The sequence below is a fragment of the Lentzea fradiae genome (genome assembly GCF_900100955.1).
GTDB classification, from domain to species: Bacteria; Actinomycetota; Actinomycetes; order Mycobacteriales; family Pseudonocardiaceae; genus Lentzea; species Lentzea fradiae.
In genome coordinates, this window is record NZ_FNCC01000007.1 from 94,764 (window position 1) to 117,390 (window position 22,627).

Here is a 22,627-nt window from a genome sequence, read left to right on the forward strand (position 1 = left end):
CTGAAGGGTGCGGGCCCGTTGTCGTAGCTCTGTTCGTAGTGCCGGTTCGTGGTTTTCTGTCGTGGTTCCCGGAAGTCCTAGCGTTCCTCGTCGAAGCGACGACGGAACCGCTCTTCCATCCGTTCGGAGAACGAGCTGCGGCTGCGCGCTGGCTTGCCGTCTTCCTGCCCGGCCTCGGCGACCTGGTCACCGCGACGCAACGTCGTCAGGGTGATGAGCACACCGAAGAACATGAGCAGGAAGCCGAAGACGCTCACCACGGGAATGCTGGCGATCGCGAGCTGCGGCAGCATCACGCCGGTGATGAGCGCCGCCACGCCGACCACGAACAGCACGATGCCCTGTACACGACGCCGTTTGGACGGCCGCCGCAACTTGGCGCCTCGTACGGTGGATGCGAACTTCGGGTCTTCGGCGTAGAGCGCGCGCTCGATCTGGTCGAGCAGTCGCTGCTCGTGCTCGGAGAGTGGCATCGTTCCTCCTCCGGCACAGCGGTCGCGGGCGCCGGGTGTTCTCGGTTTCCGCCGAACCCGGCGGACGACCCACCCTGGGGACGTCATCCTCCAGGATACGAGTCGCGCGGCCCGGCGACTACCCAGTGGGCCTTCTCATACGGTCGGTTCTGTCACGCATCATCCTCCTGGGGCAGCGGTGAGGGTGCCGTGAGGCCCCCAACCGGCCCTTGTGGCTCTCCGCGCACCCCGTGCCCCGGCCGGTGGACGGGCCGGAGGGTGACGGCACGGTCGCTGCGCGTCTCACTTGGCAGGCGTCGTGACGGCCGCCGCACACCCGCGAACGGGTGTGCGGGCGGGGTTGAGCACCCCGCCCGCACATCGGCGTCCCGCGCGAGCCGCCGGTCAGCTCGCGATCTTGTAGGCGCGGATGATCGTCACCTCGCCCGTGTTGCCCGCCGCGTCGGTGGTCTTGGCGCGCAGCGAAGCGGCCTTCGCGCCCTTCGGGTGGTGCAGGAGGACGTTGTTGCCGGCCACCTGTGCCTTCTTCCAGGTTGCGCCGTCGTCGTACGACACCTCGACGGTGAGGCGCCGGACCTTCGGCGTGCCGTCCGCCTGCTCGACCTTCAGCGGGACGACCTGCACGCGGCCGTGCGCGGTGTCCTTGGCGTCGAGCTTCGGCTGGAAGCGCACGACGGTGAGCGGAAGGGTCTCGATGTCGGTGGTGGTCGCGGACTTGAAGGTCCAGCTGCCGCTCACCTTCGACGACAGTTCCGCGTTCTCCCGGCTGTGCACCATCTCGGCGCGGTAGGCGCCTGGTTCGGCCGGGACGTCGACCACCGCGCGCGGCGTCTCCGAACCGCCGACCTTCGTGCCGTTGTAGAACAGCTCGGTCTTCGCGGTTCCGGTGTAGAACCGGCCCGCGCCGCCGTTGGTGTCGGTGAAGAGCGGGACCTGCACCGCGATCTGGTCCTCGTACCTCGCGAGGCCGAAGCGGGGCGCGTCCGGCACCGACGGGCCGAGGACGGCGGCGCCGAAGGTCTGCGTGTGCTTCTTGCCGGCCTTGAAGGACTTGGCGGGCGTGTCCGCCGTGTACTCCAGCTCGCCGTCGGGGCTGATGAGGTCGTAGAGCCAGTTCCACTTGCCGGACGCGGTCGTGACCAGGTCGACGCCCCGGCCGCCGTCCGGCACCTCCGCGGACCAGCCGAAGCCGCCGCTGTCGTCCACCGGGTTCGGCAGCACGGCGATCTGGTGCCGGTGGCCTTCGCCGGCCGCCCTGACGACACTGGTGATCTCGGCCAGCTCCTTGGCCTTGGCGGTGCGCTCGTAGCCGGTCGGCATGCCCTTCTCGGTGTACATCATGCGATAGCTGACAGGCGTCCCGTCGGAGCGCGGAGTGCCCTTGGCCTGTTCGGCGAACGTCGTCGTCATGCCGTCCTTGGCCGGACCGACCTGGGCGGTCAGCGCCTGGCCCGCGAGGCCGTCGAAGAACGCCCAGCCGTGGAAGATCCGGCCGCTCGCCACCTCGGCGCTGAACCCGACCGTGCCGATCACGGCCGCCGCCGCGGGGTCGGGCGTCTTGAGCGCGACCGGCTTCGCCACGCGTGCGTCCAGCTCGATCTCGGTCGTGCCGGTCACCTGCAGCGAGGGCTGCACGATGAACGCGACCCGGTAGTCGTCGCTGATGACGCCGCTGTCGACGAGGTACTCGCCCTTCGGCAACCGGATCTTTCCGCCGTTGCCCGCGTACGCCTTGCCGGTCCCGGTGTGGATGAACGTCGTGCCGTGGTTCTCGGAGGGCTTGCCGTCGAAGCCGAGCACCGAGACGTCGACGTCGTAGCTCTCGACCTCGCGGTTGACGCTCAGCAGCGTGCGCAGGCCGTTCGACGCGACGATCGCGCCGGAGTAGGCGCCATCCGGTGCGGTGACCCTGGTGTCGGCGGTGACGGTGGCCTTGGCCTCGCCGCCGGCGGGCACCGTGACCTGCGCGGGCGACACGGTGATCAGACCGTCGGGCGAGGGCTTGCCGTCCGGCCCCTTGACCTCCACGGTGAGGTCGAGCGTCAACGGCTCGGTGCCCGCGTTGCGGTAGGTGATCTCCCGGACGACCTTCTCGTCGTCGTCGTGCGGCCACTGCCGCACACCGAAGTTGACGTTGCTCGGCTCGGAGACGACCTTCTGCTCCAGCATCGCCGGCACGTCGACCCGGCCGGTGCCCTGGTCGAACGGGGTCAGCGCCGGGTTCGCCTTCGCCGACGCCATCACGGTCGCCTTGAGCCGCTCCCCCGTCCAGTCCGGGTGCTGCTGCTTGAGCAGCGCGGCGACACCCGCCACGTGCGGGGTCGCCATCGACGTCCCGTCGAACGCGACGTGCCCCTGCGTACCGGCCTCGGCCGCCACGATCCCCACGCCGGGCGCGGTGACGTCCGGCTTCACGGCTCCGTCCACGGCCGGGCCGCGGCTCGAGAACGGCGCGATGCCGTCGTTGCGGTCGACGGCGCCCACGGTCAGCGCGGCCTCGGCGCTGCCGGGAGACCCGATCGTCTCCGGCCGGCCCGAGTTGCCCGCCGCGATCACGAACAGCGCACCGGTCTCCCGGGAGATCCGGTTGACGGCCTCCTCCAACGGGTCGATCTCCGGGCCGTCACCTCCGCCCAGGCTCATGTTGACGACGTCCGCGCCCTGCTCAGCCGCCCACTCCATGCCGGCGAGGATCCACGACTCGGCGCAGCCGCCGGGGAAGCACACCTTGCCGTCGAGGATCTCGGCACCCGGCGCGACACCGGGGTACTGCTCGCCCGTGCTGGCGATCGTGGACGCGACGTGCGTGCCGTGTCCGACCTCGTCGGTGTTGTCCGGCGACTCGGTGAAGTTCTTCTCGGCGATCTGCCTGCCCTGCAGATCGGGGTGCTGCTCGTCGACGCCCGTGTCCAGCACGGCGACCTTCACGCCCTTGCCGGTGACACCCGCCTGCCACGCCTTCGGTGCGCCGATCTGCTTGGTGCTGCGGTCGAGCACCGGCTGACGCAGGCCGTCGAGCCACACCTTCTCGACCGCGCCGCCGCGCAGCGACTCCCAGGCGCTGCCCGACTTCTCGGCCGTCCCGATCACCAGGTCCGCGGCGGAGCCCTTGACCGTCAACGCGGAGATGCTCGACCGTGCGCCCGCCGCCGGCCGCACGATCAGGGGCACCGTGCCACGCCGCCCGTCGTCGTAGCCGAACTCGACGAGCGACGTCACATCGAACAGTCTCGCGTCGAGCTTCCCACCGGCCACCAACGGAACCGCGTCGGCGGGCACGACGTGCTGGTGCCCGTCCCGCGTGAAGGTGCGCGCGGGGATCTTCTCCCGCCCGGCTCCCGGTACGTACCGGACGAGCCGGTCGCCCGACAGTTCGACCTTGTCGCCGGTGACCAACGTGACGCTCCGGCCGTGTTCCTCCGGCGCGAGCCCCTGCGCGTGCGCTACCGCGGCCGTCGCCGAAACGACGAGTCCCGCTGACAGCGCGAGCGCGGTGATCCCCCGACGGGCACCTCGCTGTCCTGCTCTCACTGGCTACCTCCAGTGCTCGGTTTGGTGATCCCCCAGTGACCGTAGGGACACCGAACGTCACAGCACCTCCCTCTGAAGACCGGTGCTTCTGGGAACGACGTCATCCCCCAGGAGCAGGTGAACTGGCCGATCGACTGGTTGACACGCCTCCTGTTCGTCCGGTTGCGACCGTTTTTCGGGATTGAGCCCCGACCGCCCGTCGTGCAGACTTCCCTTGCAGACGCTGTTCGTTGTTGCGCGGCGCTGGGGGCTTTTGGGGGAAAGGCGCAATTTCCATGCGTGTTCGTTCGCGCGCCGCTTTCGCGGTGTCGCTACTGGCCGGCCACTACCTGCTCGCCGCCGGACTGGCCGCCGGACTGCTCGCGGCGCAGACCTTCGTGCTGATCACCCACCCGTCCGCCGGCCTGCTGCTGACGGCCCTCGTACTGCCGGCCCTGTTCGCCCTGGCGAAGGGCATGGCGTTCCTGGAACGCCGCGGGAACCACGAGGCCCCCGGCACCCTCGTCGCACCGGACGAGCAGCCCGCCCTCTGGGACCTCGTCCGCCGCCTCGCCGCCGACGTCGGCACCAGGCCGCCCGACGAGCTCCGGATCGTCGGCGCCGTGCACGCCGGAATCTCCGAGGACTCCCGCTTCCTGGGCCTGCGCGTGACCAGGCGCGTGATGTTCATCGGTGCTCCACTGCTCACCTCCTTGACCGAGAAGCAACTCATCGCCGTGCTCGCCCACGAGCTCGCGCACCACTCCCCCGCGGACACGCGCCTCACCGCGACGGTGGTCTCCGGCCGCGCCGCGGTGCTGCGCACCGGTTCCCCCGTCGACGACATGAGCTGGTTCCAGCGCACGACGGTCCGGCTCTTCCGCGGTTGCGCCAGGCTGTACCTGCGTGTCTCCCACCCGATCGCCCGACGCCAGGAAGCCGCCGCCGATTGTTTCGCCGCCTCGCTCGCGGGCTCGTCCGCCACCTCGTCGGCCTTGCGGGAACTGCCGGTCATCGACGCCGCATGGCAGCTCTTCACCCAGCGCCACCTGACCGTCGCGTGGGAGCTCGGCTACCTCCCCACGACGTTCCTCGACGGCTTCGCCCGCCTGCGCACCTCACCGGACCTGCACGAGGCGCTCGAGGAGATCCGCGGGCAGGAGACCGACCCCGACCGGGGCCCGTTCGACGCGCACCCACCGCTGGCCGACCGCATCGCCGCCGTCGACGCGCTCGACCTGGACGCCGAGTCCGGCTGGGGCGACCGCCCGGCCCTCGACCTGCTCGCCGACCCGATGCCGCTGCTCGACGACGCCGTGCTGACCACGCTGGTGCCCGAGGCCGCCACGATGCACCGCGTCGACTGGTCCACCCTCGCCCACATCGGCGCCCGAGCACGCGTCGTGCACGACACCGAGAGGTTGCTGAACGCGGCCGCCACCGCGATGGACCAGCCGCCGTCGCTGACCACCGTCCTCGACGCGCTGGACGCGGGCCGCCTCGCCGACCTCGGCTCCGGCACGCCCGGCAACCCCGCCGCCGGCCCGCGCGCCCACCGCGAGATGGCGAAGGGCGAGGTGCTGCCCGAGCTGTCCGCGTTGGTGGCGCTGGCCTTCTCCGACGCGGGCCTGGCCCGCTGGGAGCTGGACTGGCTCGGCCGGACGACGTTCGTCACCTCCTCTCGCGACTTCGACATGACCGGCCACCTGGACGCCGCCGTCAGCGGCAGCACCGACGGCCTGCGCGGCGCCCTGGCCACCTCCGGCGTGGCCGCCGACTACCGCCCCGCGCGCTGACCGCGCCCGTCTGGAGAACCCGTTGGTGCTCTCGCTCCTCTTCAAGCCCAAGGAACTCCTCGCCGTCCTGCGCCTGCTGCGCGAGGCGAAGCGCCTGGGCGTCGAGATCGACGAACTGCCGCCCGACGTCGTGGCCACCCACGTCCTGCCGAGGACCCACCCCGAGCGGTACGGCCTCACCCCGGACGCCGAGGTGACGACCACCCCGCCGATCGAGGACCTCGCCCTGGCCGCCGTGCTCGACGACGTCCGGGCCGGCAACTGGGAGAACGCGGCCGACCTGGTCACGTCGACCGCCGGCGACTGGGACCGCCGCCAGCGCGTCGTGTCGGCACTGGCGGACCTTGCGGCCAAGGAGGACGCGTGGACGTACTCCTGGCTGGCCGCCCGCCCCGGCGACCCGCACTGGGTCGTGGTGCACGCGATGTCGCTCGTGTCCCTGGCTTGGGACATCCGCGGCAGCGCGCCCTCCTCCCAGACCACACGCGCACAGTTCGACGGCTTCCACCGCGTGCTGGCCGACGCGCGCGAAGCAGCCGAGGTGGCGGTCTCCCTGCTGCCGGACGACCCGACGCCGTGGGTGATGCAGCTGATGGTGGCGCGTGGGTTGCAGGTCCCGCACGACGAGTTCGGCGTGCTCTGGGAGGAGCTCGTGGCCCGCGATCCGTTGCACCACAACGGACACCTGCAAGCCCTGCAGTACTGGTGCCGCAAGTGGCAGGGGTCGGACGAGCTGGCGCTGGAGTTCGGCCTGGCCGCCGCGGCCAAGTCGCCCCGGTTCGCCGCCCTGCCGTTGCACGCCGCCTTCGAGAGCGGCTCGCCGGAGATGTGGCGGCGGGCCGCCGTGGTGAGGGCGGTGGACGTGCTGGTGGCCCGGCTGGAGGACGAGGGTGCCGATACCGGGGTGCTGCGGGGTGATCGCGGGTATGCGGCTTTCGGGCTCGTTCAGTTGGGAAGGTACGAGGAAGCTGTGGGGCAGTTCCGGGCTTTGGGGGCGTTCGCCGATGGAGGGCCCTGGGAGATGTTCGAGGAGCCTCGGATCGCGTTCTTGACCTTGCGGGGGATGGCGGTTCGGGCTGCTGTGAAGGGGAAGCGTGGGCGGAGTTGGGGCGGGCGGGGGCAGGTGGGCGGGTAGTCGCGGCCGGGGTGGTGAAGGGCAGGGGCGGGATAGAGGCGGGGCCGGGTCGGTGGGCCACGGGTCGGTGACGGTGAGGCGACCTGGGTGGGCGAGGCGGCTGACGGTTTGCCGCGCCGTGTGAGGTGCGCGAGCGGGTGGGGTTGGGTGGCTTCGGAAGGGTTCGGGCGGCCCCGGTGGGCGAAGGCACCGGGGCCGGTGGGTCAGCTGATGGCCAGTGGGGTTCGGGGGTGCGGGGCGGTTGGCGGGCGGCGCTCCAGGACGGCCAGTTCGAGTTGGCGGGCCGGGGAGTCGCCGAGGAGTTTGCGGGCCAGGGTGGTGCCCTTGCGCGGGGCGAGGGTCAGTTCTGCCCGTAGAGCTGGGACGCCCACGTAGTGGGCGACCTCGTCGAGGATTGCTTTGGTGTCCGTCACGGAGCGGGTGCGGCGGATGGCGTCCACGGCTGCTCGTTCGAGCGGTGCCACGTGGAAGCCCCTGCGGATGGTCGGGCGGGGTAGGCGGTCGGTTCGCTCCAGGCGGAGGGTGGCGTGGCCCCAGGCTCTCGAGTGGCGTGGGGCGAGCACGTGGATGGCGTCCGCCGTGGGCAGGACGGATCTCATGCCGTGCAGGTACAGGGCGTCGAAGGCCGTGAGCATGGCTTGGTCGCCTGCGTAGAGCAGGGCCGCTTGGACCAGCTGTTCGCGGGTGGGGCCTGCTCGGGAGAGCAGGAAGATGCCGGGGAACAGGCGTTGCCAGGGGCCTCCCGGGCGGGACCGCTGGTCGATCAGGGACGCGGACAGTCCTATGTGGAGCAGGGCGGCCACCGGGGCTACCCGGTGGACGAAGAGGGTTCCCAGGGCTTCGAGGTCTACGGGGTGGCGCATGGGTACAGCTTGGAGGTGGGAGGGAGGGGGTGGAGCGGGGTGAGGCGAATCTGTGGACAACTTCGGGGTTGTGGACAGGTCGCGATCATTCCGGCTTCGGTGCGGTCTCCCCTGTCCTTTCCGGACTGTCGCGCAGCAGGGAGGCCGGGCGGACGGCCAGTGAGCCGAAGCGGGAACGGGCCTGGTCAGCGGCCTGGTCGGCGTCGCGCCAGCCGTGCTCCGGGGCGTCGAAGATCAGTTGCTGGGCGGAGTCGGCGTTGTCAAGTCCCTCGATCCGGACACCGATCAGGCGGACCGCTCCCGGCGGGACCTGGGTGTCCAGCAGCTCGGCCGCGGTGCGGTAGACCTCCTGCGTCACGTCGGTGGCGACGGGGAGGGTGCGGGAGCGCGTGATCGTGGTGAAGTCGGCGAAGCGGACCTTGATGGAGACCGTCCGGCCCCGGAGTCCCTTGGCGCGCAACGAAGTCGCCGAACGTTCGGACAGGCGCAGCAGCTCGCGGCGCAGCAGGGCGCGGTCGGTGTGGTCGACCTCGAAGGTCTCCTCGGCGCCGATGGACTTCTCGCGCGACGTCGAGACCACCGCGCGGTCGTCGACGCCCGAGGCCAGGGCGTACAGGTGCTCGGCCAGTGCCACGCCGATCAGGCGGCGCAGGCGCGGCAGCGGGGTGGCGGCGACGTCGGCGACGGTGTGCAGGCCGAGTTCACCCAGGCGCGTAGCGGTTTTCGCGCCTACGCCCCACAACGCCGAGACCGGGAGCGGGTGCAGGAACTCCAGGACCGACGACGCCGGGACGACCATCATCCCGTCGGGCTTGCACATGCCGGACGCGAGCTTCGCGAGGAACTTCGTCGGCGCCACACCGACGGAACAGGTCACGCCGTGGTCGGCGAACACGCGGGACCTGATCATCTCGGCGACACCGCCGGGGGTCAGGCCGAGCCGGCGCAGCGCGCCACCGACGTCGAGGAACGCCTCGTCCAGCGAGAGCGGCTCCACCAGCGGAGTGATGTCGCGGAAGATCGCCATGACCCCGCGCGAGACCTCGTGGTACAGGTCGAACCGCGGCGGCAGGTACACGGCGTTCGGGATCAGGCGGCGCGCGTGCGCGGTCGGCATCGCGGAACGCACGCCGTGCTCACGCGCGAGGTAGTTCGCGGAACACACCACGCCACGTCCGCTCACGCCGCCGACCACGACCGGCACGGACTCGAGCTCGGGACGTTCGCGGATCTCCACCGACGCGTAGAAGGCGTCCATGTCGACGTGCAGCATCCGACAGCCCGTGTCGTCCGGCCAGACGCCGTCACGCGCGCGGAACTTGTCCACCAGGCCGCGCGGCAGGTTCGCACTGCGACCCATGACACCCCTCTCGAACGCCCGTTCGAGCGAAATCCTACAGTCGGTACACCCGTGCCGCGTTCTCCGAGGCCATCATCCGGGCGATGCGGTGGGCGTCCTCCTCGGGGAACGCGTCCCGCCGCAACCCGTCGGCGAGGAAGTCCGACAACGCCTGCCGGAACAGCAGCGCGCCGAGGTAGTACAGCTCGGGCAGCCCGAACGCGTCGGAAGAGAACAGGAACTTCCCGTACGGCACGATCTCCAGCGCCTCGGCGAACACGCGCGACGCCTGGTGTCCCAGCCCGTGCGTCGCCAGCCCGAGGTCGCAGAACACGTGCGGGAACACCTGCGCGAGGTACCCGGCCTGCCGGTGGAACGGGTAGTTGTGCAGCAGCAGCACGGGCACACCCATCCCTGCGGTGGCGCGCAGGAACGGCGTCAGCAGCGACGGGTCGCACCGGTGCAGGTCGAGGTCCGAGTCGCCGTAGCCCACGTGGAACTGCAGCGGCAACCCGGCGTCGAGCGCCTCGAAGGCCAGCCAGGTGATCACGACCGGGTCCGTCAGCCGCCCCGTCTCCCACGCCGACACGGCGGCGACCACGTCCGAGTCGGCCGGTCGGGCACCCGGCAACGCGAGTCCGCACCGGTAGGCCGCCACGGACTTGGCGCCCACAGCGGACGACGACGCGAGCCGTGCCCGCACCTCCGACAGCAACGACGACGGCGACACCAAGGACCGCAACGACTCCGCGAGTGACTCCAGCCGCACGACCTCCCGCGAACCGGCTCCGGACAACGCCGCCAACTCCTGCCCGGACAGCAGCCGCTCGGGCTGGAACCCGCCGTCCACGAGGAACGTGTGGATGCCGGACGCCATCAGGAACGTCCTCGACACCTCGGTGATGTGCAGAGAATTCCTCCTTTCGAGGTACTCCTCCGCCGACGCGTGCCGGGGCAGGTCGAGCAGCGGCGCGCACCACCGCCGCACCGCGAAACCGACCGCCGAGTCGAAGAACGTCCCACCCAGCCCCGAAATCCCGTCCGCTTCGAGCAGCAGCGACTCGAACTCCGCGCGCGTGCTGTCCGCGCGCAGCACGCCGTGGCAGTGGTGGTCGACGAGTCCGAGTTCAGCGACGAACGGCAGGATGCCCATAACCTTAGGATCGTGGACTCCGCGGAACGGGACCAGCGCTTCGACCGGGCGACCGAGCTCTTCGACGGGCTCAACACGAGGGGCGTGAGAGCGGTCGCGGTCACGTGGGTCGACAACAGCGGCATCACGCGCACGAAGTCCGTCCCGCTGCGCAAGCTCGCCCACGCGGCGGCGCACGGCGTCGGCTCGTCACCGGTGTTCGACGTGTTCCTCCTCGACGACCACATCATCCAGGGCCGGTTCGCCGGCGGACCGGTCGGCGACCTGCGGCTGCACCCGGACCTCGACCGCCTCACGGTGCTCGCGGGGCAGCCGGGCTGGGCGTGGGCTCCCGGTGACCGGCACTTCCAGGACGGCGCCCCGTACCCGATGGACCAGCGCCTCCAGGCCCGCAAGGCCGTGCACCGGCTCGCCGAACGGGGGCTCACCGCGCAGGCGGGCTTCGAGATCGAGTGGTGCGTGGGCAGGACCGGCACGGACGACTGGGTGCCCGCGACGAGCGGACCCGCGTACGGGCACGCGCGTCAGGTCGAGCTGTCCGACTACTGCGCAGACCTCCTCGACGCACTCGACCAGCAGGACGTCGAGGTCCTGCAGTTCCACCCCGAGTACGCGCCGGGCCAGTTCGAGGTCTCCACGGCACCGGAGGACCCGGTGGGCGCCGCCGACACCGCGGTGCTCGTCAAGGAGACGATCCGCGCCGTCACGATGCGGCACGGGATGCGCCTGTCCTTCTCCCCCAAGGTGATCAACGGCGGCGTCGGCAACGGCGGCCACCTGCACTTCAGCCTGTGGCGGGACGGCACGAACCTCTTCGAGGGCTTCCAGGACGAGGCGAGGCGGTTCAGCGCGGGCATCCTCGCCCACCTCCGCGCGTTGTGCGCGATCGGTTGTCCCTCTCTCGCGAGCTACCTCAGGCTCGTGCCGCAGACGTGGTCGGCGCCGTTCGTCGCGTGGGGCGAGGAGAACCGCGAGACGGCGCTGCGCCTGATCCGGGACAACATGGAGATCAAGTGCTTCGACCTGACGGCGAACCCGTACCTGGTCGTCGCGGGCGTGATCGCGGCCGGTCTGGACGGGATCGCGACCTCCGCTCCCTTGCCGGAGGGCCTGTCGGTCGACCCGGCGCTGCTCGACGGCGTCCCGCGGCTGCCCACGTCGCTCAGGGAGGCCGTGGACGAGTTCGAGCAGGACGCCGTGCTCACCGAGGCGTTCGGCAAGGAGTTCGCGGGCACGATCGCCGACGTGCGGCGCGGCGAGATGGAGCGCTTCAAGGACGCCAGTCCGCAGGGCATCGCCAACATCACCCGTTGGCGTTATTGATCTCCTTGCGCAGCCGCGTCAGCGCCCGGTGCTGGGCCACCCGCACCGCTCCGGCCGTCGACCCCACCGCCTCCGCCGTCTCCTCCGCCGACAACCCCACCATGACCCGCAGCACGACGATCTCGCGCTGCTTGTCCGGCAGCACCTGCAGCAGCTTCTTCATCTGTGCGGACAGCTCGCCCTGCATCGCCTGCTGCTCGGGACCGGCCGCGGTGTCCATCGACTCGGGCAGCTCGGGCACCGCCTCGGCGCGGTTGCGCGAGAAGCTGCGGAACGAGTCGGCGACCTTGTGCGCCGCGATCCCGTAGACGAACGCGAGGAACGGACGCCCCTGGTCGCGGTACGACGGCAGCGCCGTGAGAACGGCCAGGCAGACGTCCTGCGCCACGTCGTCCGCCGACGCGAACGTGCCGACGCGCGCACGGCAGTACCGGACCACCAACGGCCGGATGGTGCCCAACAGCCGGTCGATGGCCCTGCGGTCACCGGCCACAGCACGCGCGACGTGGTCGTCGGCGGCCTCGGGCCGGCCCGAGTAGTAGGACGGCGGCGGCGGGGCGACCGGCGTCGTGTCGCCGTCGGCCGTGCGGTCCACCAGCGCGTCGAGCGTCCCCTTCGACGCTGTGACCGGACCGGCCACCGACGAGCGCTCCAGCGCCTCCGGGGGCACCTTGCGGTGCAGGCCGGGTGTGAACTCCACGCAGATCACCGTTCCTCTTCTGGAAGCCGGCGCACGGAAAGACGTGCGCGCCGGATCCGTCCTTCGACCGCGCGCGGGGAGAGCCGCAGCAGCTCACCGATCTCCGCGTGCGAGTAGCCCTGGTCGTGGAGGAAGAGCAACCGCCTGCTGTCCTCGCTCAACGCGGCGAACGCTGTGTTGGCAGCCTGCTGCTCGACCACGGCGTCCTCGGGTGTCCCCGCGGTCGCGACGTGTTCGAGCGACGCCCACGAGTCGACGAGCCGCACGTCCTGCCAGCCGTTCACCCGTGTCTGCCAGCGGCGGTAGACGTTGGGGAACGCGAGCACGCAGGCGTTGACGAAGTACTCGAACAACGGCTGTCCGCGCTGCTCGGTCCACTCCCCGCCGAGCAGCCCTCGGTCGCGGAAGTAGACGAACCCCTCGTACACCGCGTCGCTGGCCAGCTCCTCGGCCTCCTGCAAAGGGATGTCCTGACGACGCAGGTAGCGACCCTGTTGCCCGCAGCGGGTGAACATCGCACCCGACCGGACCAGGTTCGTAACGGCGCCGAGACCTCGTCCGAGAAGCTTTCGGTGGAACTCGTGCCAGCGAGGCCCGGATAGGCCCGACTCCCGGAAGTGCTGAACCAGCACTCCGTCCGTGCGCAGCCGCTCGGCGGCAAGCGCTGAGTCCGAGCTTCCCATGCCCCCTCGTCCTTATGTCGGCGTCTTCCTGCCTCTAGGTATGTCGTTTGGGTACGTCCACCCCACGCACTCCGCACGACTAGTCACAAATGCAAACGCATGTCACCCGATCGGGACACTCAGAGCGGTGATCTCCTTGCGAAGCTTTCCCAGGGCGCGGTGCTGGGCCACACGAACGGCGCCCGGAGTCGACCCCACGGCCTCCGCGGTCTCCTCCGCCGACAGCCCCACGACGACGCGCAGCACGAGGATCTCGCGCTGCTTGTCCGGGAGGGTTTGCAGCAGCCGCCCGAGGGTCCCGTTCAGCTCGCCCTGGAGGGCGTGGTCCTCCGGCCCTCCGGTGTGCACGGCCTGGTCCGGCACGTCCGCCATCGGCTCCGCTCGGTTACGGGCGAGCGCCCGATGCGCGTCCGCGACCTTGTGCGCTGCGATGCCGTAGACGAACGCCAGGAACGGCCTCCCCTGCTCCCGGTAGTTCGGCAGCGACTGCAGGACGGCCAGGCAGACGTCCTGCGCGACGTCGTCCGCGGTCGTCGCGGAACGCCCCACGCGCGCGCGACAGTACTTCACCACCAGCGGGCGCAAGTGGCGAATTAGCTGGTCAATGGCCCTGCGATCGCCGCGCACGGCCAGGCTGACCAGGTCCGCGGACAAAGCCGATCTCTCCATCCGAAGTGCCCCCTCGTCGACGTCTCGGAGAGGAGACGTGCGACGCGTCACTCCTTATGCGGAAAGTATGGAGAAATTTCAAACGTCACCCTTTCGGAGCAACAGAACGCCGGGGCGCGTAAGCGTGGAGCAACCACTCCCGGTAATCGAGACAGGAGCGTTCAGCCGATCCAGTGAGTTGATGACGGTTCTTCGTCCAACGCCGTTCCTTTTCCACCACGACGTGCGACGGCCCGTCAGATCAGCTCCTCGACCCCCACCGACGCCCGCAGCTTCGCCAGCGCGCGGTGCTGGGCCACCCGGACCGCTCCCGGCGTCGACCCGGTCGCCTCGGCCGTCTCCTCCGCCGTCAGCCCCGCCACGACCCGCAGCAGCAGGATCTCGCGCTGCTTGTCCGGCAGCCCCCGCAGCAACTGGCCCAGCCGCACCGACAGCGAGCCGAGCAGGGCGCTCTCCTCCGGGTCGATGGCAGGCGACGGGCCGTCCGGCACCTCGGCGACCGGTTCGGCGCGGTTGCGGGCGGAGACCCGGTGCGCGTCGGCGACCTTGTGCGCCGCGATGCCGTAGACGAACGCGAGGAAAGGCCGGCCCTGTTCGCGATAGCTGGGCAAGGCCGTGAGCACCGCCAGGCAGACTTCCTGCGCCACGTCGTCCGCGGACGCATAGGCACGCTCTTGCCGGCCAACGCGCGCACGGCAGTACCGCGCGACGCGGGGTCGCACGGACGACAGCAGCCGTTCGACGGCCTGCCGGTCGCCCGCGACGGCGTCGTTGACCATGGAGGCCAGCAAGTCGGAACTTTCCATCGCGTCGGTTCCCTACGTCGGCAGCGGAAACATCATTTTTCGCCGCCGAGTCGTTCGGAACCACTCATCGGGACCACAAAAGTCTCGATCGCAAACGCTGTCAGGCGGTACGGCGGGCCAGCACGTGCAGGCGGGCGGCGACATCGCGGAGCGGGGACCGCGTGGCGGCGGCCAGTTCCAGCTCGGCGAGCGCGTCCGCGGCGCCGGGGTTGGCGTCGAGCACCACACCGGGCACCAGGTCAGAAACTACGCCGTGACCTTGCAGAATCTCGACACCCAGGCCGGATTCGCGAACGATTTTCTCAATGCTCGCGACGTCGAAGCGGCGCTGCAACGGGTCACGGGTGCCCGCGAGCTGGCCCGCGTCGTCGTCCAGGAGCCTGCGCGCGTCCACGATCCGGCCCGCGATGGCGCGGTGCAGGATCGCCGCGAACCGGTTCGCGACCAGCACCGACACCGCTCCGCCCGGCGTCACGGCGGCGGCCAGCGCGGCGAGTGCGGCCGGGGCGTCGTCCACCACCTCGAGCAGGCCGTGCGCGAGCACGAGATCGGCCTCACCCGCGGGAACACCCAGCGAGTCGGTGTCGCCCTGGACCGCGTCGATCGTCACGCCGGCCTCACGCGCACGGGTGTGCAGCGTGGCCAGGGCGTTCGGCGACGGCTCGACGACCGTGACGGCGCATCCCGCCGCGGCGAGTGGCACGGCCCACACGCCGCTGCCACCGCCGACGTCGAGCACACGCGGCTGTGCGCCGCCCCTGCGCTCCCGTGCGGCAGCCAGTTCGGCGTCGAGCACCCGTTGTACGGCGTCCGGTCGCATGGCCAACAGAGTAGGAGACCCTAGAGTAGGTCTGTGCATACGGTGTCCGTGCTCAGCCTCAAGGGAGGCGTCGGCAAGACGACGGTGGTGCTCGGCCTCGCGTCGGCCGCCCTCCGCCGCGGCGTCCGCACGCTGGTGATCGATCTCGATCCGCAGTGCAACGCCACCTCGACGCTGGAACCGGAGGAGTCCAAGGCGAGCATCTACGACGTCCTCCAGGACCCGTCCGAGGAGAACCTGGAACAGGCGATCCGCCCCAGCAGGTGGGGTGACGGCATCGACGTGCTGTCCGGGTCGGAGGACGCCGAGCTGCTCAACCACCCCGATCCGAACGAGTCGCGGCTGCACCGCTTAAAGGACGCGCTGCGCACGTTGCGGGACATGTACGAGGAGTTCCCGTACCAGCTCGTGCTGCTGGACTGCCCGCCGTCGCTGGGCCAGCTGACCAGGTCCGCGCTGGTCGCGGCGGACCGCGCGTTGCTCGTGACCGAGCCCACGATGTTCGCCGTCGCCGGTGTGCAGCGCGCGTTCGAGGCGGTGCAGAACGAGCGGGAGAGCAACAACGCCGACCTTCAGCCGCTGGGTGTCGTCGTGAACCGCGTGCGGCCACGCTCGCACGAGCACCAGTTCCGCATCGAGGAACTGAGGGACATCTTCGGTCCGCTGGTGATGCCGGTGGCGTTACCGGACCGTCTGGCGGTGCAGCAGGCGCAGGGCGCGTGCATGCCGATCCACGAGTGGGGCACGCCCGGCGCACGTGAGGTGGCGCTGGCGTTCAACCTGCTGCTCGCCCGCATCCAGCGCATCTCGCGCAGCCGGCGCCGGGCCGTGCACCAGGACTTCGACGACGACGAGATCCAGGAAGCGGTGGATGCCTGAGGGGGACACCGTCTTCCTGGCGGGCAAGCGCATGCACGACGCGCTCGCCGGCAAGACGCTGACCAGGGGCGAACTGCGCCACCCCCGCTTCGCCGCGCTCGACCTGGCCGGTCTCGACGTGCTGCGCGTGCGCACGTACGGCAAGCACATGTTCACGCACTTCTCCGACGGCAACAGCCTGCGCAGCCACTTCCGGATGGACGGCGCGTGGCACCTCTACCGGCCCGGCGAGCGCTGGCGGCGGCCCGGGCACCAGGCCCGCGCGGTGTTCGAGGTGGCCGACCGGCAGGCCATCGGGTTCGCGCTGCACGACCTCGAGTTCGTCCCGACCGAGCGGGAGAACGAGCTCATCGCCCATCTCGGTCCCGATCTCCTGGCGGAGGACTTCGACGCCGCTGAGGCCGTTCGGCGGTTGACCGCCGATCCTTCCCGGCCCATCGGGATCGCATTGTTGGACCAGCGGGTGATGGCCGGTGTCGGCAATCTCTACCGCGCCGAAGTCTGTTTCCTGTTGCGCGTTCTCCCGACCGCCCCGGTGTCGTCGGTGGACGCCGAGCGCGCGGTCGCGCTGTCGCGGAAGCTGTTGCAGGCCAACCAGTGGCGGCCGGAGCAGTCGACCACCGGAGACCTGCGCGTGCAGCACTACGTGTTCGAGCGGACGGGCAGGCCCTGTTTGCGCTGTGGCACAAGAGTCCGTTCGGACGAGATCGAGTCGAGATTCGTGTACTTCTGCCCAAAATGCCAATCTGATTGAACCGGGACGCTCTTCCGGCCGTGTCCCTCGACATGGCGGTAAATCTGGATGCGCTGCGCCCGGGCTTCACCGACGACCCGTACTCGGTGCTGAAGAGCCTGCGCGAGTCGGGTCCCGTGCACCGGGTCGACGCCCTCGGTGTGCCGATGTGGCTCGTGACCCGGTACTCCGACGTGCGGGCGGCGCTGGACGACCCCCGGCTGTCCTCGCACGGCTCCGCGCTCGCCGAACCCCTGCGCGGGCACCCGCACTTCGCGTCGTGGTGGTTCGGCGACCTGTCGGACCACATGATGAACAGCGACGCCCCCGACCACACGCGGCTGCGCAGCGCGCTGGCGAGCGTGCTGACGCCGCGCCGGATCGCCTCCATGCGCCCGCGGGTCGAACAGCTCGCCGTGACGCTGGTGGACGGCTTCGCGGACGCGGGCGAGTGCGACCTGATCGCGGACTTCGCGGCCCCGCTGCCGATCACCGTGATCATGGACCTGCTCGGCGTGCCCTCCGTCGACCAGGAGAACTTCCGCTACTGGGCCGACGTCGTCACGGGCCTGGCCGACGGTGACGCCGCCTCCGCCCGCGAGGAGGCGTCCGGGTACCTGCGCGACCTGGTGGCGCACAAGCGCACGTCCGGTGACGACGACCTGATCGGCGGTCTGGCCCGCGCGACCGGGGCGACGGCGCTGACCGACGACGAACTGGCCTCCCTGTCGTTCCTGCTGCTCGTGGCGGGCTACACGACCGCCGTGGACCTGGTCGGCAACGGCACGCTCGCGCTGCTGCGCAACCCCGAGCAGCTCGACCTGCTGCAGCGCTCGTCGTCGCTGCTGCCGGGCGCGATCGAGGAGTTCCTGCGGTTCGACGGCCCGACGTCGCACGTGCTGCGGTTCGCCGCGCAGCCGGTGACGATCGGCGGCGTGGAGATCCCCGCCGGTGACGTGGTGCTGCTGTCGCTGGCCTCCGCCGAGCACGACGACGCGCGCTACCCGCGGGCCGGCCAGCTCAACATCGAGCGGGCCGACCGGCAGCACCTCGCGTTCGGGCACGGCATCCACTTCTGCCTCGGCGCCCCGCTGGCGCGCCTGGAGGGCGACGTGGCGTTCCGGACGCTGCTGGGCCGGTGCGCCGGCCTCGCCCTGGACACCTCGCGGCCGCTCGGCTGGCGGGTGTCGCTGGGCAGCCGGGGGCTGCGGACGTTGCCGGTGACGTTCCGGACCAGGCCCGCGATGCCCCTCGACGAGCAGGCGACGATCAAGGTCCCCAAGCCGATGTAACGCTTTCGGGGGAAGTCGGCAATCATTGGCGTGAGTCAACCGATGGCAGTTCCCCGACATCCCCCCTCACCGCCCCCGACACCGGCGGCGCGCGCGTTCGAGGAGATCTACCAGTCCGAGTTCGACGTGGTCACGGCGTACTTCGCCCGGCGCACGTCGGACCCGCAGACGGCCGCGGACCTCACCGCGGACACGTTCCTCAACGCCATCACGTCGTTCGAGACGTTCGACCGCACCCGCGGCACCGCCAGGGGCTGGGTGCTCGGCATCGCCCGGCGGGTGTTCGCGCAGCACTGCGAGGCCGCCTCCCGCGGCCGTGACGTGGTGACGCGCCTGCACGGGCGGCGTGCGCTCGACCACGACGAGATCGCCGACCTGGTCACGCGCATCGACGCGGAGCGGAAGGGCCGCGAGCTCGTCGCGGCCATGTCGGCGCTCAACGCCGCCGAACGCGAGGCGATCGAGCTCGTGGACCTCGTGGGGATGGCACCGAAAGACGCGGCGAAGGTGCTGGGCATGTCGTCCGGCGCGCTGCGGATCAGGCTCTTCCGGGCACGCGGCAAGGTCCGCGGCCTGGTCTCGAAGGGGGAAGAACGATGAGCTTCAAGGACAACCTGCTCGGCGACCTGATGCAGGAGCACGGCCACGCCGTGCAGGAGATGCCGCAGCAGCCCCGCCGGTCCGGCCGGCCGGTGCTGGTCGCCGCCGCGGCGGTCGCCGTCGCCGGTGCGGCCACCGTGGCGATCACGGCCACGGGCGGCGCCCCGGAGGCGTACGCGGTCACCAAGAACGCCGACGGCAGCGTCACGGTCAGCATCCGGGACATCAAGGCCGTCGACGCGGCCAACGCCAAGCTGCGCGAGTACGGCATCGGCGCGAAGGCCGTGCCGATGTCGCGCGAGTGCGCCCCGCTCGACGAGAGCAGGATGGACCTCATCGACGGCTGGGAGATCCCCCGTCAGGGCGAGGACGGCTCCGTCACGATGAGCCCCGGCGACATCCCCGAGGGCTACCAGGTGCTGCTCGGCGTCTCGAACCTGCCCGGTCGCGGCACCGGTCTCGCGGTCACCGGCCCGGTCAGGACGCCGACGCCGGACTGCCTGGACGAGGTCGGTAGCTGACACGTGCCACGCGCCCACCCTGAACTGGCGTTATAGGGTGGGCGCGTGGTGTACAAGCAGGTGGTTCGCAGGGCGTTGTTCGGGATGCACGGCGGCGACGCGGAGCGGGTCCACGAGACCACGCTGAACGTCATGGCCCGGCTGAGCCCGGTGCTGAGGTTCGCCAGGGAGCAGAACAACCCCCGCACCGTCTTCGGCGTCCGCTTCCCCAACCCCGTCGGGCTCGCGGCGGGCCTGGACAAGGACGGGCGCGCGCTGCCCGCGTGGGCCGCGCTGGGGTTCGGGTTCGTCGAGGTCGGCACCGTCACCTGGCACGCCCAGCCCGGCAACCCGAAGCCGCGCCTGTTCCGGCTGCGCGAGGACGAGGCGATCATCAACCGGATGGGCTTCAACAACGCGGGTGCGCAAGCGCTTGCCGCGAAGCTCGACCGGACGCCGCTGAAGGCCCCGCTCGGCATCAGCCTCGGCAAGTCCAAGGTCACGCCGGTCGAGCACGCGGTGCAGGACTACCTCAGCTCGCTCACCGCGTTGCAGAACCACGGCGACTACTACGCGATCAACGTCAGCTCCCCCAACACGCCCGGCCTGCGCAGCCTTCAGGACAAGGGAGCCCTCACCGAGCTGGTCCAGACGCTCACGCGCGCCACGGACAAGCCGATGCTCGTCAAGATCGCGCCGGACCTCACCGACGACGCCATCGCCGAGGTCATCGAGGTGTGCGAGGGCAACGGCATCAAGGGGCTCATCGCGACGAACACCACCCTCGGCCGGGACGGTCTGCGGAGCGCCCACCGCGACGAGACCGGCGGTCTCAGCGGCAAGCCGCTCACCGGGCGCGCGAACGACGTGGTGCGCTTCATCACCAAGAACAGCGACCTGCCGGTCATCGGGGTCGGTGGCATCTCCAGCGCCGACGACGCCAAGCGCATGATCGACGCGGGCGCGAGCCTGGTGCAGATCTACACCGGGTTCATCTACGAGGGGCCGGGACTCGTGTCGAGGATCAACCGGGCCCTGCGCTGATCCGTCCACACCGGACGCGTCCACAAGGGAGGTCCGAAGTGGACCTCGGTCAGCTCCGCCGGGCGGCGCGCAGCCAGCGCATGATCGGGTGCAGGATCACGACGAGCAGCGAGCCCCAGACCATGCCGCCCATCTGGAGGTCGCCGACCTCGATGGTCAGGTCGCCGACGCCCGCGACCAGCGCCGCGCCGCCGACCAGTGCGTTCGCGGGGTTCGCGAGGTCGACGCCGCGGTCCATCCAGATCCGCACGCCGATCAGCACGATCAGTCCGTAGAGGACGAGCGTGCAGCCGCCGAGCACGCCCGGCGGGATGGTGCCGAACAGCGCGATGGCCTTGGGCGAGAACGCCAGCGCCGCGGCGAAGACGCCGGCGAACGCGAACGCCGCCGTGGTGTAGATGCGCGTCACGGCCATGACGCCGATGTTCTCGGAGTACGTCGTCGTCCCGGCGCCACCGCCCAGACCGGACAGGGCCGTCGACAGGCCGTTGGCGATGATCGCGTCGCCCGCGCTGCCGTCGAGGTTGCGGCCCGTCAGCGCCGCGACCGCCTTCACGTGCCCGACGACCTCGGCCACCAGCACGATCACGACGGGCAGCATCAGCAGCACGACGGACGGCCGCAGCTCGGGCTGGTGCAGCTGCGGCAGCCCCACCCACGCCGCCTCGCGCAGCTCGGTGAGCCGGGACTCCGGCACGGCGCCCGCGAGCAGTCCGCCGACCCAGATGGCGACGAACCCGATCAGGACCGAGAACCGGAACACCAGGCCGCGTCCCAGCACGCCCGCCACCAGGATCACGGCGGTCGTGAGCGCGGCCACCACGGGCTGCTCGGCGAAGTTCGACGTGGCCTGGTGCGAGAGGTTCAGGCCGATGATGATGACGACGGCGCCGGTGACGACCGGCGGCATGACCGACTCGAGCAGCCGCACGCCGAGCGCCTTGACCGCGATGCCGACGACGATCACGAGCAGACCGGCGGCGACGACCCCGCCGAGCTGGGCCGCCGTGCCCTGCTCCCGTGCCGCCATCAGCGGCGCCACGAAGGCGAACGACGAACCGAGGTAGCTCGGGACCCGGTTCTTGGTGATCACCAGGAACAGCAGGGTGCCCAGACCGGAGAACAGCAGCGTGGTGGCGACGGGGAGACCGGTGGCGGCGGGGACGAGCACGGCGGCACCGAACATGGCGACCAGGTGCTGCACGCCGAACCCGATGGTGAGCGGCCAGCTCACCCGTTCCTGGGGTGCGACGGTTTCACTGTCGGTTATCCGACCGTCCCCGTGCACGGTCCACAACGCCAACGCACTGCCTCCCGGCGTTTCAGCCGGTCCTCCCGCAGACCGGCCCCGGAATCCTGCCACGCCATGTAGTGGCCACGGCTAGATAACGGTCTGATAATCACACGATCGCCCTAAGGATCTCCAGAGAGAACCGCCGAATAGGCGCACGCAATCACAGAGCGTTACATTTTAGTGCGCTGAATAGCCGGAAACATCGCGCATCGCGGACGCCAGACCGGCGAGGTGGTCCGTCGCGTCGTCCAGCACCGCGCGCGGGTCCTGGAACTGGGTGCTCGCCGCGAGCGCCTTGCCCGCCTCGGCGACCAGCGCGCAGTAGCGGTCGACGCCGTCCGCGAGCTGGATCCGCAGCACCCGCACGCCCTCGACCAGCTGGGCCCGTTCCAGGGGAGGTGAGGTGTCCCTGGCGCGTTCGACGGCCTGCAGCTGCCCGGACACCGCCCGGATGGCCGCGGACGCCTCCTGGGCCGTCTGACGGGCGTGCTGCACGGACTCCGCCGGCATCGTGGTGAGCATGGGCGAGTCGAGCTGGCGCAGCAGCTCCGCCATCGCGTCCTCGGCGCTGTGCAGCTTCTCCATGGGGACGCGCGCGGCGGAGATGTGCGCGGGCAGCGGCGGCCGGGGCGGAGGCGGCGGCGACAACGCGAGGCGCTGCCGGGCCGCGCCCAGCTCCCGCAGCTTGAACCCGCTGCGCACGGCGAGCAGACCGGGCACGGCCGCGCCGATCGTGCCGCCGACGGCCGCCCACGTGCCGAGCACGCCGGTGAAGCCGAAGACGGCGAGCGTGCCGAAGATGGTGATCAGGATCAGCCAGAACGTGAGCACGGCGTTGGTCCGCTTGCGCTTGCGTTCGAGCTTCGCGACCGGGTCGTTCCACTTCTGCAGGCGGTAGCGGGCCTGCTCGGCCAGCGGGTGGCCCTGGAGCGACGCACCCAACTCGCCGACGACCTTGCGGACGATCTCGTTGTTGGGACGGTTTCTCCAGGGCTCCATGATCACCTGCTGACTC

The 22,627-nt window shown here is 70.8% G+C and carries 21 protein-coding genes; 9 read left to right on the top strand and 12 right to left on the bottom strand.

Translation table 11 applies throughout. From position 1 onward, the window contains the following. Positions 1-77 precede the first annotated feature (77 nt). Both BLT23_RS17545 and BLT23_RS17550 read right to left on the bottom strand, forming a co-directional pair. Entirely contained in the window at positions 78-473 is a 396-nt protein-coding gene (locus BLT23_RS17545) for a DUF3040 domain-containing protein (protein ID WP_090050681.1), read from the bottom strand. 384 nt (positions 474-857) lie between these two features. Further along, positions 858-4,004 carry a S8 family serine peptidase gene (locus tag BLT23_RS17550; protein ID WP_090050683.1) on the bottom strand — a complete coding sequence of 1,049 codons (3,147 nt, stop codon included), beginning with the start codon at positions 4,002-4,004 and terminating at the stop codon, positions 858-860. 275 nt (positions 4,005-4,279) lie between these two features. On the opposite strand from BLT23_RS17550, the gene BLT23_RS17555 reads away from it, so the two are divergent. Further along, the gene (locus BLT23_RS17555; protein ID WP_090050686.1) at positions 4,280-5,779 is read left to right on the top strand and encodes a M48 family metallopeptidase; all 1,500 of its coding nucleotides are present in this window, start codon (positions 4,280-4,282) and stop codon (positions 5,777-5,779) included. A 22-nt stretch (positions 5,780-5,801) separates the two neighbouring features. Beyond that, complete coding sequence (locus BLT23_RS17560; RefSeq protein ID WP_090050688.1) at positions 5,802-6,914, top strand: hypothetical protein; 1,113 nt, start codon at positions 5,802-5,804, stop codon at positions 6,912-6,914. Positions 6,915-7,117: 203 nt separating this feature from the next. Here the strand turns inward: BLT23_RS17560 and BLT23_RS17565 are convergent, their stop codons facing one another. The 3 genes from BLT23_RS17565 to BLT23_RS17575 all read right to left on the bottom strand — a co-directional run bounded on the left by BLT23_RS17565 (position 7,118) and on the right by BLT23_RS17575 (position 10,269). Further along, entirely contained in the window at positions 7,118-7,777 is a 660-nt protein-coding gene (locus tag BLT23_RS17565) for a hypothetical protein (RefSeq protein ID WP_090050690.1), read from the bottom strand. Between the two features lie 85 nt (positions 7,778-7,862). Then, positions 7,863-9,137, bottom strand: a complete 1,275-nt coding sequence (locus tag BLT23_RS17570) for a DNA polymerase IV (protein WP_090050692.1) — start codon at positions 9,135-9,137, stop codon at positions 7,863-7,865. A 34-nt stretch (positions 9,138-9,171) separates the two neighbouring features. Then, on the bottom strand, positions 9,172-10,269 hold the full coding sequence (locus BLT23_RS17575; RefSeq protein ID WP_090050695.1) for an amidohydrolase family protein: 1,098 nt from the start codon (positions 10,267-10,269) through the stop codon (positions 9,172-9,174). A gap of 12 nt (positions 10,270-10,281) precedes the next feature. Here BLT23_RS17575 and BLT23_RS17580 point away from each other — a divergent pair, with 12 nt between their 5' ends. Further along, on the top strand, positions 10,282-11,592 hold the full coding sequence (locus BLT23_RS17580; protein WP_090050697.1) for a type I glutamate--ammonia ligase: 1,311 nt from the start codon (positions 10,282-10,284) through the stop codon (positions 11,590-11,592). On the opposite strand, the gene BLT23_RS17585 is transcribed toward BLT23_RS17580, so the two are convergent. The 5 genes from BLT23_RS17585 to BLT23_RS17605 form a co-directional block, all read right to left on the bottom strand. Then, a complete protein-coding gene (locus tag BLT23_RS17585) occupies positions 11,573-12,085 on the bottom strand; it encodes a sigma-70 family RNA polymerase sigma factor (protein WP_245744039.1) in 513 nt (170 codons plus the stop codon). The two genes, BLT23_RS17580 and BLT23_RS17585, sit on opposite strands and share 20 nt — an antisense overlap. A gap of 212 nt (positions 12,086-12,297) precedes the next feature. Beyond that, the gene (locus BLT23_RS17590; protein WP_143035963.1) at positions 12,298-12,807 is read right to left on the bottom strand and encodes an RNA polymerase sigma factor; all 510 of its coding nucleotides are present in this window, start codon (positions 12,805-12,807) and stop codon (positions 12,298-12,300) included. A gap of 270 nt (positions 12,808-13,077) precedes the next feature. Next, positions 13,078-13,644 (bottom strand): sigma-70 family RNA polymerase sigma factor, encoded by a 567-nt coding sequence (locus tag BLT23_RS17595; RefSeq protein WP_090050703.1) that lies wholly within the window; start codon positions 13,642-13,644, stop codon positions 13,078-13,080. A gap of 236 nt (positions 13,645-13,880) precedes the next feature. After that, complete coding sequence (locus BLT23_RS17600) at positions 13,881-14,450, bottom strand: sigma-70 family RNA polymerase sigma factor (RefSeq protein ID WP_090050705.1); 570 nt, start codon at positions 14,448-14,450, stop codon at positions 13,881-13,883. A gap of 100 nt (positions 14,451-14,550) precedes the next feature. Next, on the bottom strand, positions 14,551-15,270 hold the full coding sequence (locus BLT23_RS17605; RefSeq protein WP_090050708.1) for a class I SAM-dependent methyltransferase: 720 nt from the start codon (positions 15,268-15,270) through the stop codon (positions 14,551-14,553). 33 nt (positions 15,271-15,303) lie between these two features. Here BLT23_RS17605 and BLT23_RS17610 point away from each other — a divergent pair, with 33 nt between their 5' ends. Genes BLT23_RS17610 through BLT23_RS17635 form a run of 6 tightly spaced genes read left to right on the top strand, consistent with a single transcriptional unit; the run spans position 15,304 to position 20,318 of the window. Beyond that, a complete protein-coding gene (locus tag BLT23_RS17610) occupies positions 15,304-16,149 on the top strand; it encodes a ParA family protein (protein ID WP_090050711.1) in 846 nt (281 codons plus the stop codon). Beyond that, positions 16,142-16,903 carry an Fpg/Nei family DNA glycosylase gene (locus BLT23_RS17615; protein ID WP_090050714.1) on the top strand — a complete coding sequence of 254 codons (762 nt, stop codon included), beginning with the start codon at positions 16,142-16,144 and terminating at the stop codon, positions 16,901-16,903. The genes BLT23_RS17610 and BLT23_RS17615 overlap by 8 nt, the downstream gene beginning before the upstream one ends. Positions 16,904-16,935: 32 nt before the next feature. After that, on the top strand, positions 16,936-18,174 hold the full coding sequence (locus tag BLT23_RS17620) for a cytochrome P450 family protein (RefSeq protein WP_143035964.1): 1,239 nt from the start codon (positions 16,936-16,938) through the stop codon (positions 18,172-18,174). 42 nt (positions 18,175-18,216) lie between these two features. Beyond that, positions 18,217-18,774 carry an RNA polymerase sigma factor gene (locus tag BLT23_RS17625; protein ID WP_090050721.1) on the top strand — a complete coding sequence of 186 codons (558 nt, stop codon included), beginning with the start codon at positions 18,217-18,219 and terminating at the stop codon, positions 18,772-18,774. Further along, a complete protein-coding gene (locus BLT23_RS17630; RefSeq protein WP_090050724.1) occupies positions 18,771-19,295 on the top strand; it encodes a hypothetical protein in 525 nt (174 codons plus the stop codon). Before BLT23_RS17625 ends, BLT23_RS17630 begins: the two co-directional genes overlap by 4 nt. A gap of 45 nt (positions 19,296-19,340) precedes the next feature. Beyond that, positions 19,341-20,318 (top strand): quinone-dependent dihydroorotate dehydrogenase, encoded by a 978-nt coding sequence (locus tag BLT23_RS17635; protein WP_090050728.1) that lies wholly within the window; start codon positions 19,341-19,343, stop codon positions 20,316-20,318. Positions 20,319-20,367: 49 nt separating this feature from the next. On the opposite strand, the gene BLT23_RS17640 is transcribed toward BLT23_RS17635, so the two are convergent. Both BLT23_RS17640 and pspM read right to left on the bottom strand, forming a co-directional pair. Beyond that, positions 20,368-21,552 (bottom strand): uracil-xanthine permease family protein, encoded by a 1,185-nt coding sequence (locus BLT23_RS17640; protein ID WP_342713671.1) that lies wholly within the window; start codon positions 21,550-21,552, stop codon positions 20,368-20,370. A 237-nt stretch (positions 21,553-21,789) separates the two neighbouring features. Further along, complete coding sequence (gene pspM / locus BLT23_RS17645) at positions 21,790-22,611, bottom strand: phage shock envelope stress response protein PspM (RefSeq protein ID WP_090051190.1); 822 nt, start codon at positions 22,609-22,611, stop codon at positions 21,790-21,792. Positions 22,612-22,627: the final 16 nt, after the last annotated feature.

Excerpts from the sequence above, each read along its gene's own strand:
- BLT23_RS17545 (WP_090050681.1), bottom strand. The coding sequence starts at position 473 with ATGCCACTCTCCGAGCACGAGCAGCGACTGCTCGACCAGATCGAGCGC.
- BLT23_RS17555 (WP_090050686.1), top strand. The coding sequence starts at position 4,280 with ATGCGTGTTCGTTCGCGCGCCGCTTTCGCGGTGTCGCTACTGGCCGGC.
- BLT23_RS17565 (WP_090050690.1), bottom strand. The coding sequence starts at position 7,777 with ATGCGCCACCCCGTAGACCTCGAAGCCCTGGGAACCCTCTTCGTCCAC.
- BLT23_RS17570 (WP_090050692.1), bottom strand. The coding sequence starts at position 9,137 with ATGGGTCGCAGTGCGAACCTGCCGCGCGGCCTGGTGGACAAGTTCCGC.
- BLT23_RS17575 (WP_090050695.1), bottom strand. The coding sequence starts at position 10,269 with ATGGGCATCCTGCCGTTCGTCGCTGAACTCGGACTCGTCGACCACCAC.
- BLT23_RS17590 (WP_143035963.1), bottom strand. The coding sequence starts at position 12,807 with ATGTTCACCCGCTGCGGGCAACAGGGTCGCTACCTGCGTCGTCAGGAC.
- BLT23_RS17595 (WP_090050703.1), bottom strand. The coding sequence starts at position 13,644 with ATGGAGAGATCGGCTTTGTCCGCGGACCTGGTCAGCCTGGCCGTGCGC.
- BLT23_RS17600 (WP_090050705.1), bottom strand. The coding sequence starts at position 14,450 with ATGGAAAGTTCCGACTTGCTGGCCTCCATGGTCAACGACGCCGTCGCG.
- BLT23_RS17605 (WP_090050708.1), bottom strand. The coding sequence starts at position 15,270 with ATGCGACCGGACGCCGTACAACGGGTGCTCGACGCCGAACTGGCTGCC.
- BLT23_RS17615 (WP_090050714.1), top strand. The coding sequence starts at position 16,142 with ATGCCTGAGGGGGACACCGTCTTCCTGGCGGGCAAGCGCATGCACGAC.
- BLT23_RS17620 (WP_143035964.1), top strand. The coding sequence starts at position 16,936 with ATGGCGGTAAATCTGGATGCGCTGCGCCCGGGCTTCACCGACGACCCG.
- BLT23_RS17625 (WP_090050721.1), top strand. The coding sequence starts at position 18,217 with ATGGCAGTTCCCCGACATCCCCCCTCACCGCCCCCGACACCGGCGGCG.
- BLT23_RS17630 (WP_090050724.1), top strand. The coding sequence starts at position 18,771 with ATGAGCTTCAAGGACAACCTGCTCGGCGACCTGATGCAGGAGCACGGC.
- pspM (WP_090051190.1), bottom strand. The coding sequence starts at position 22,611 with ATGGAGCCCTGGAGAAACCGTCCCAACAACGAGATCGTCCGCAAGGTC.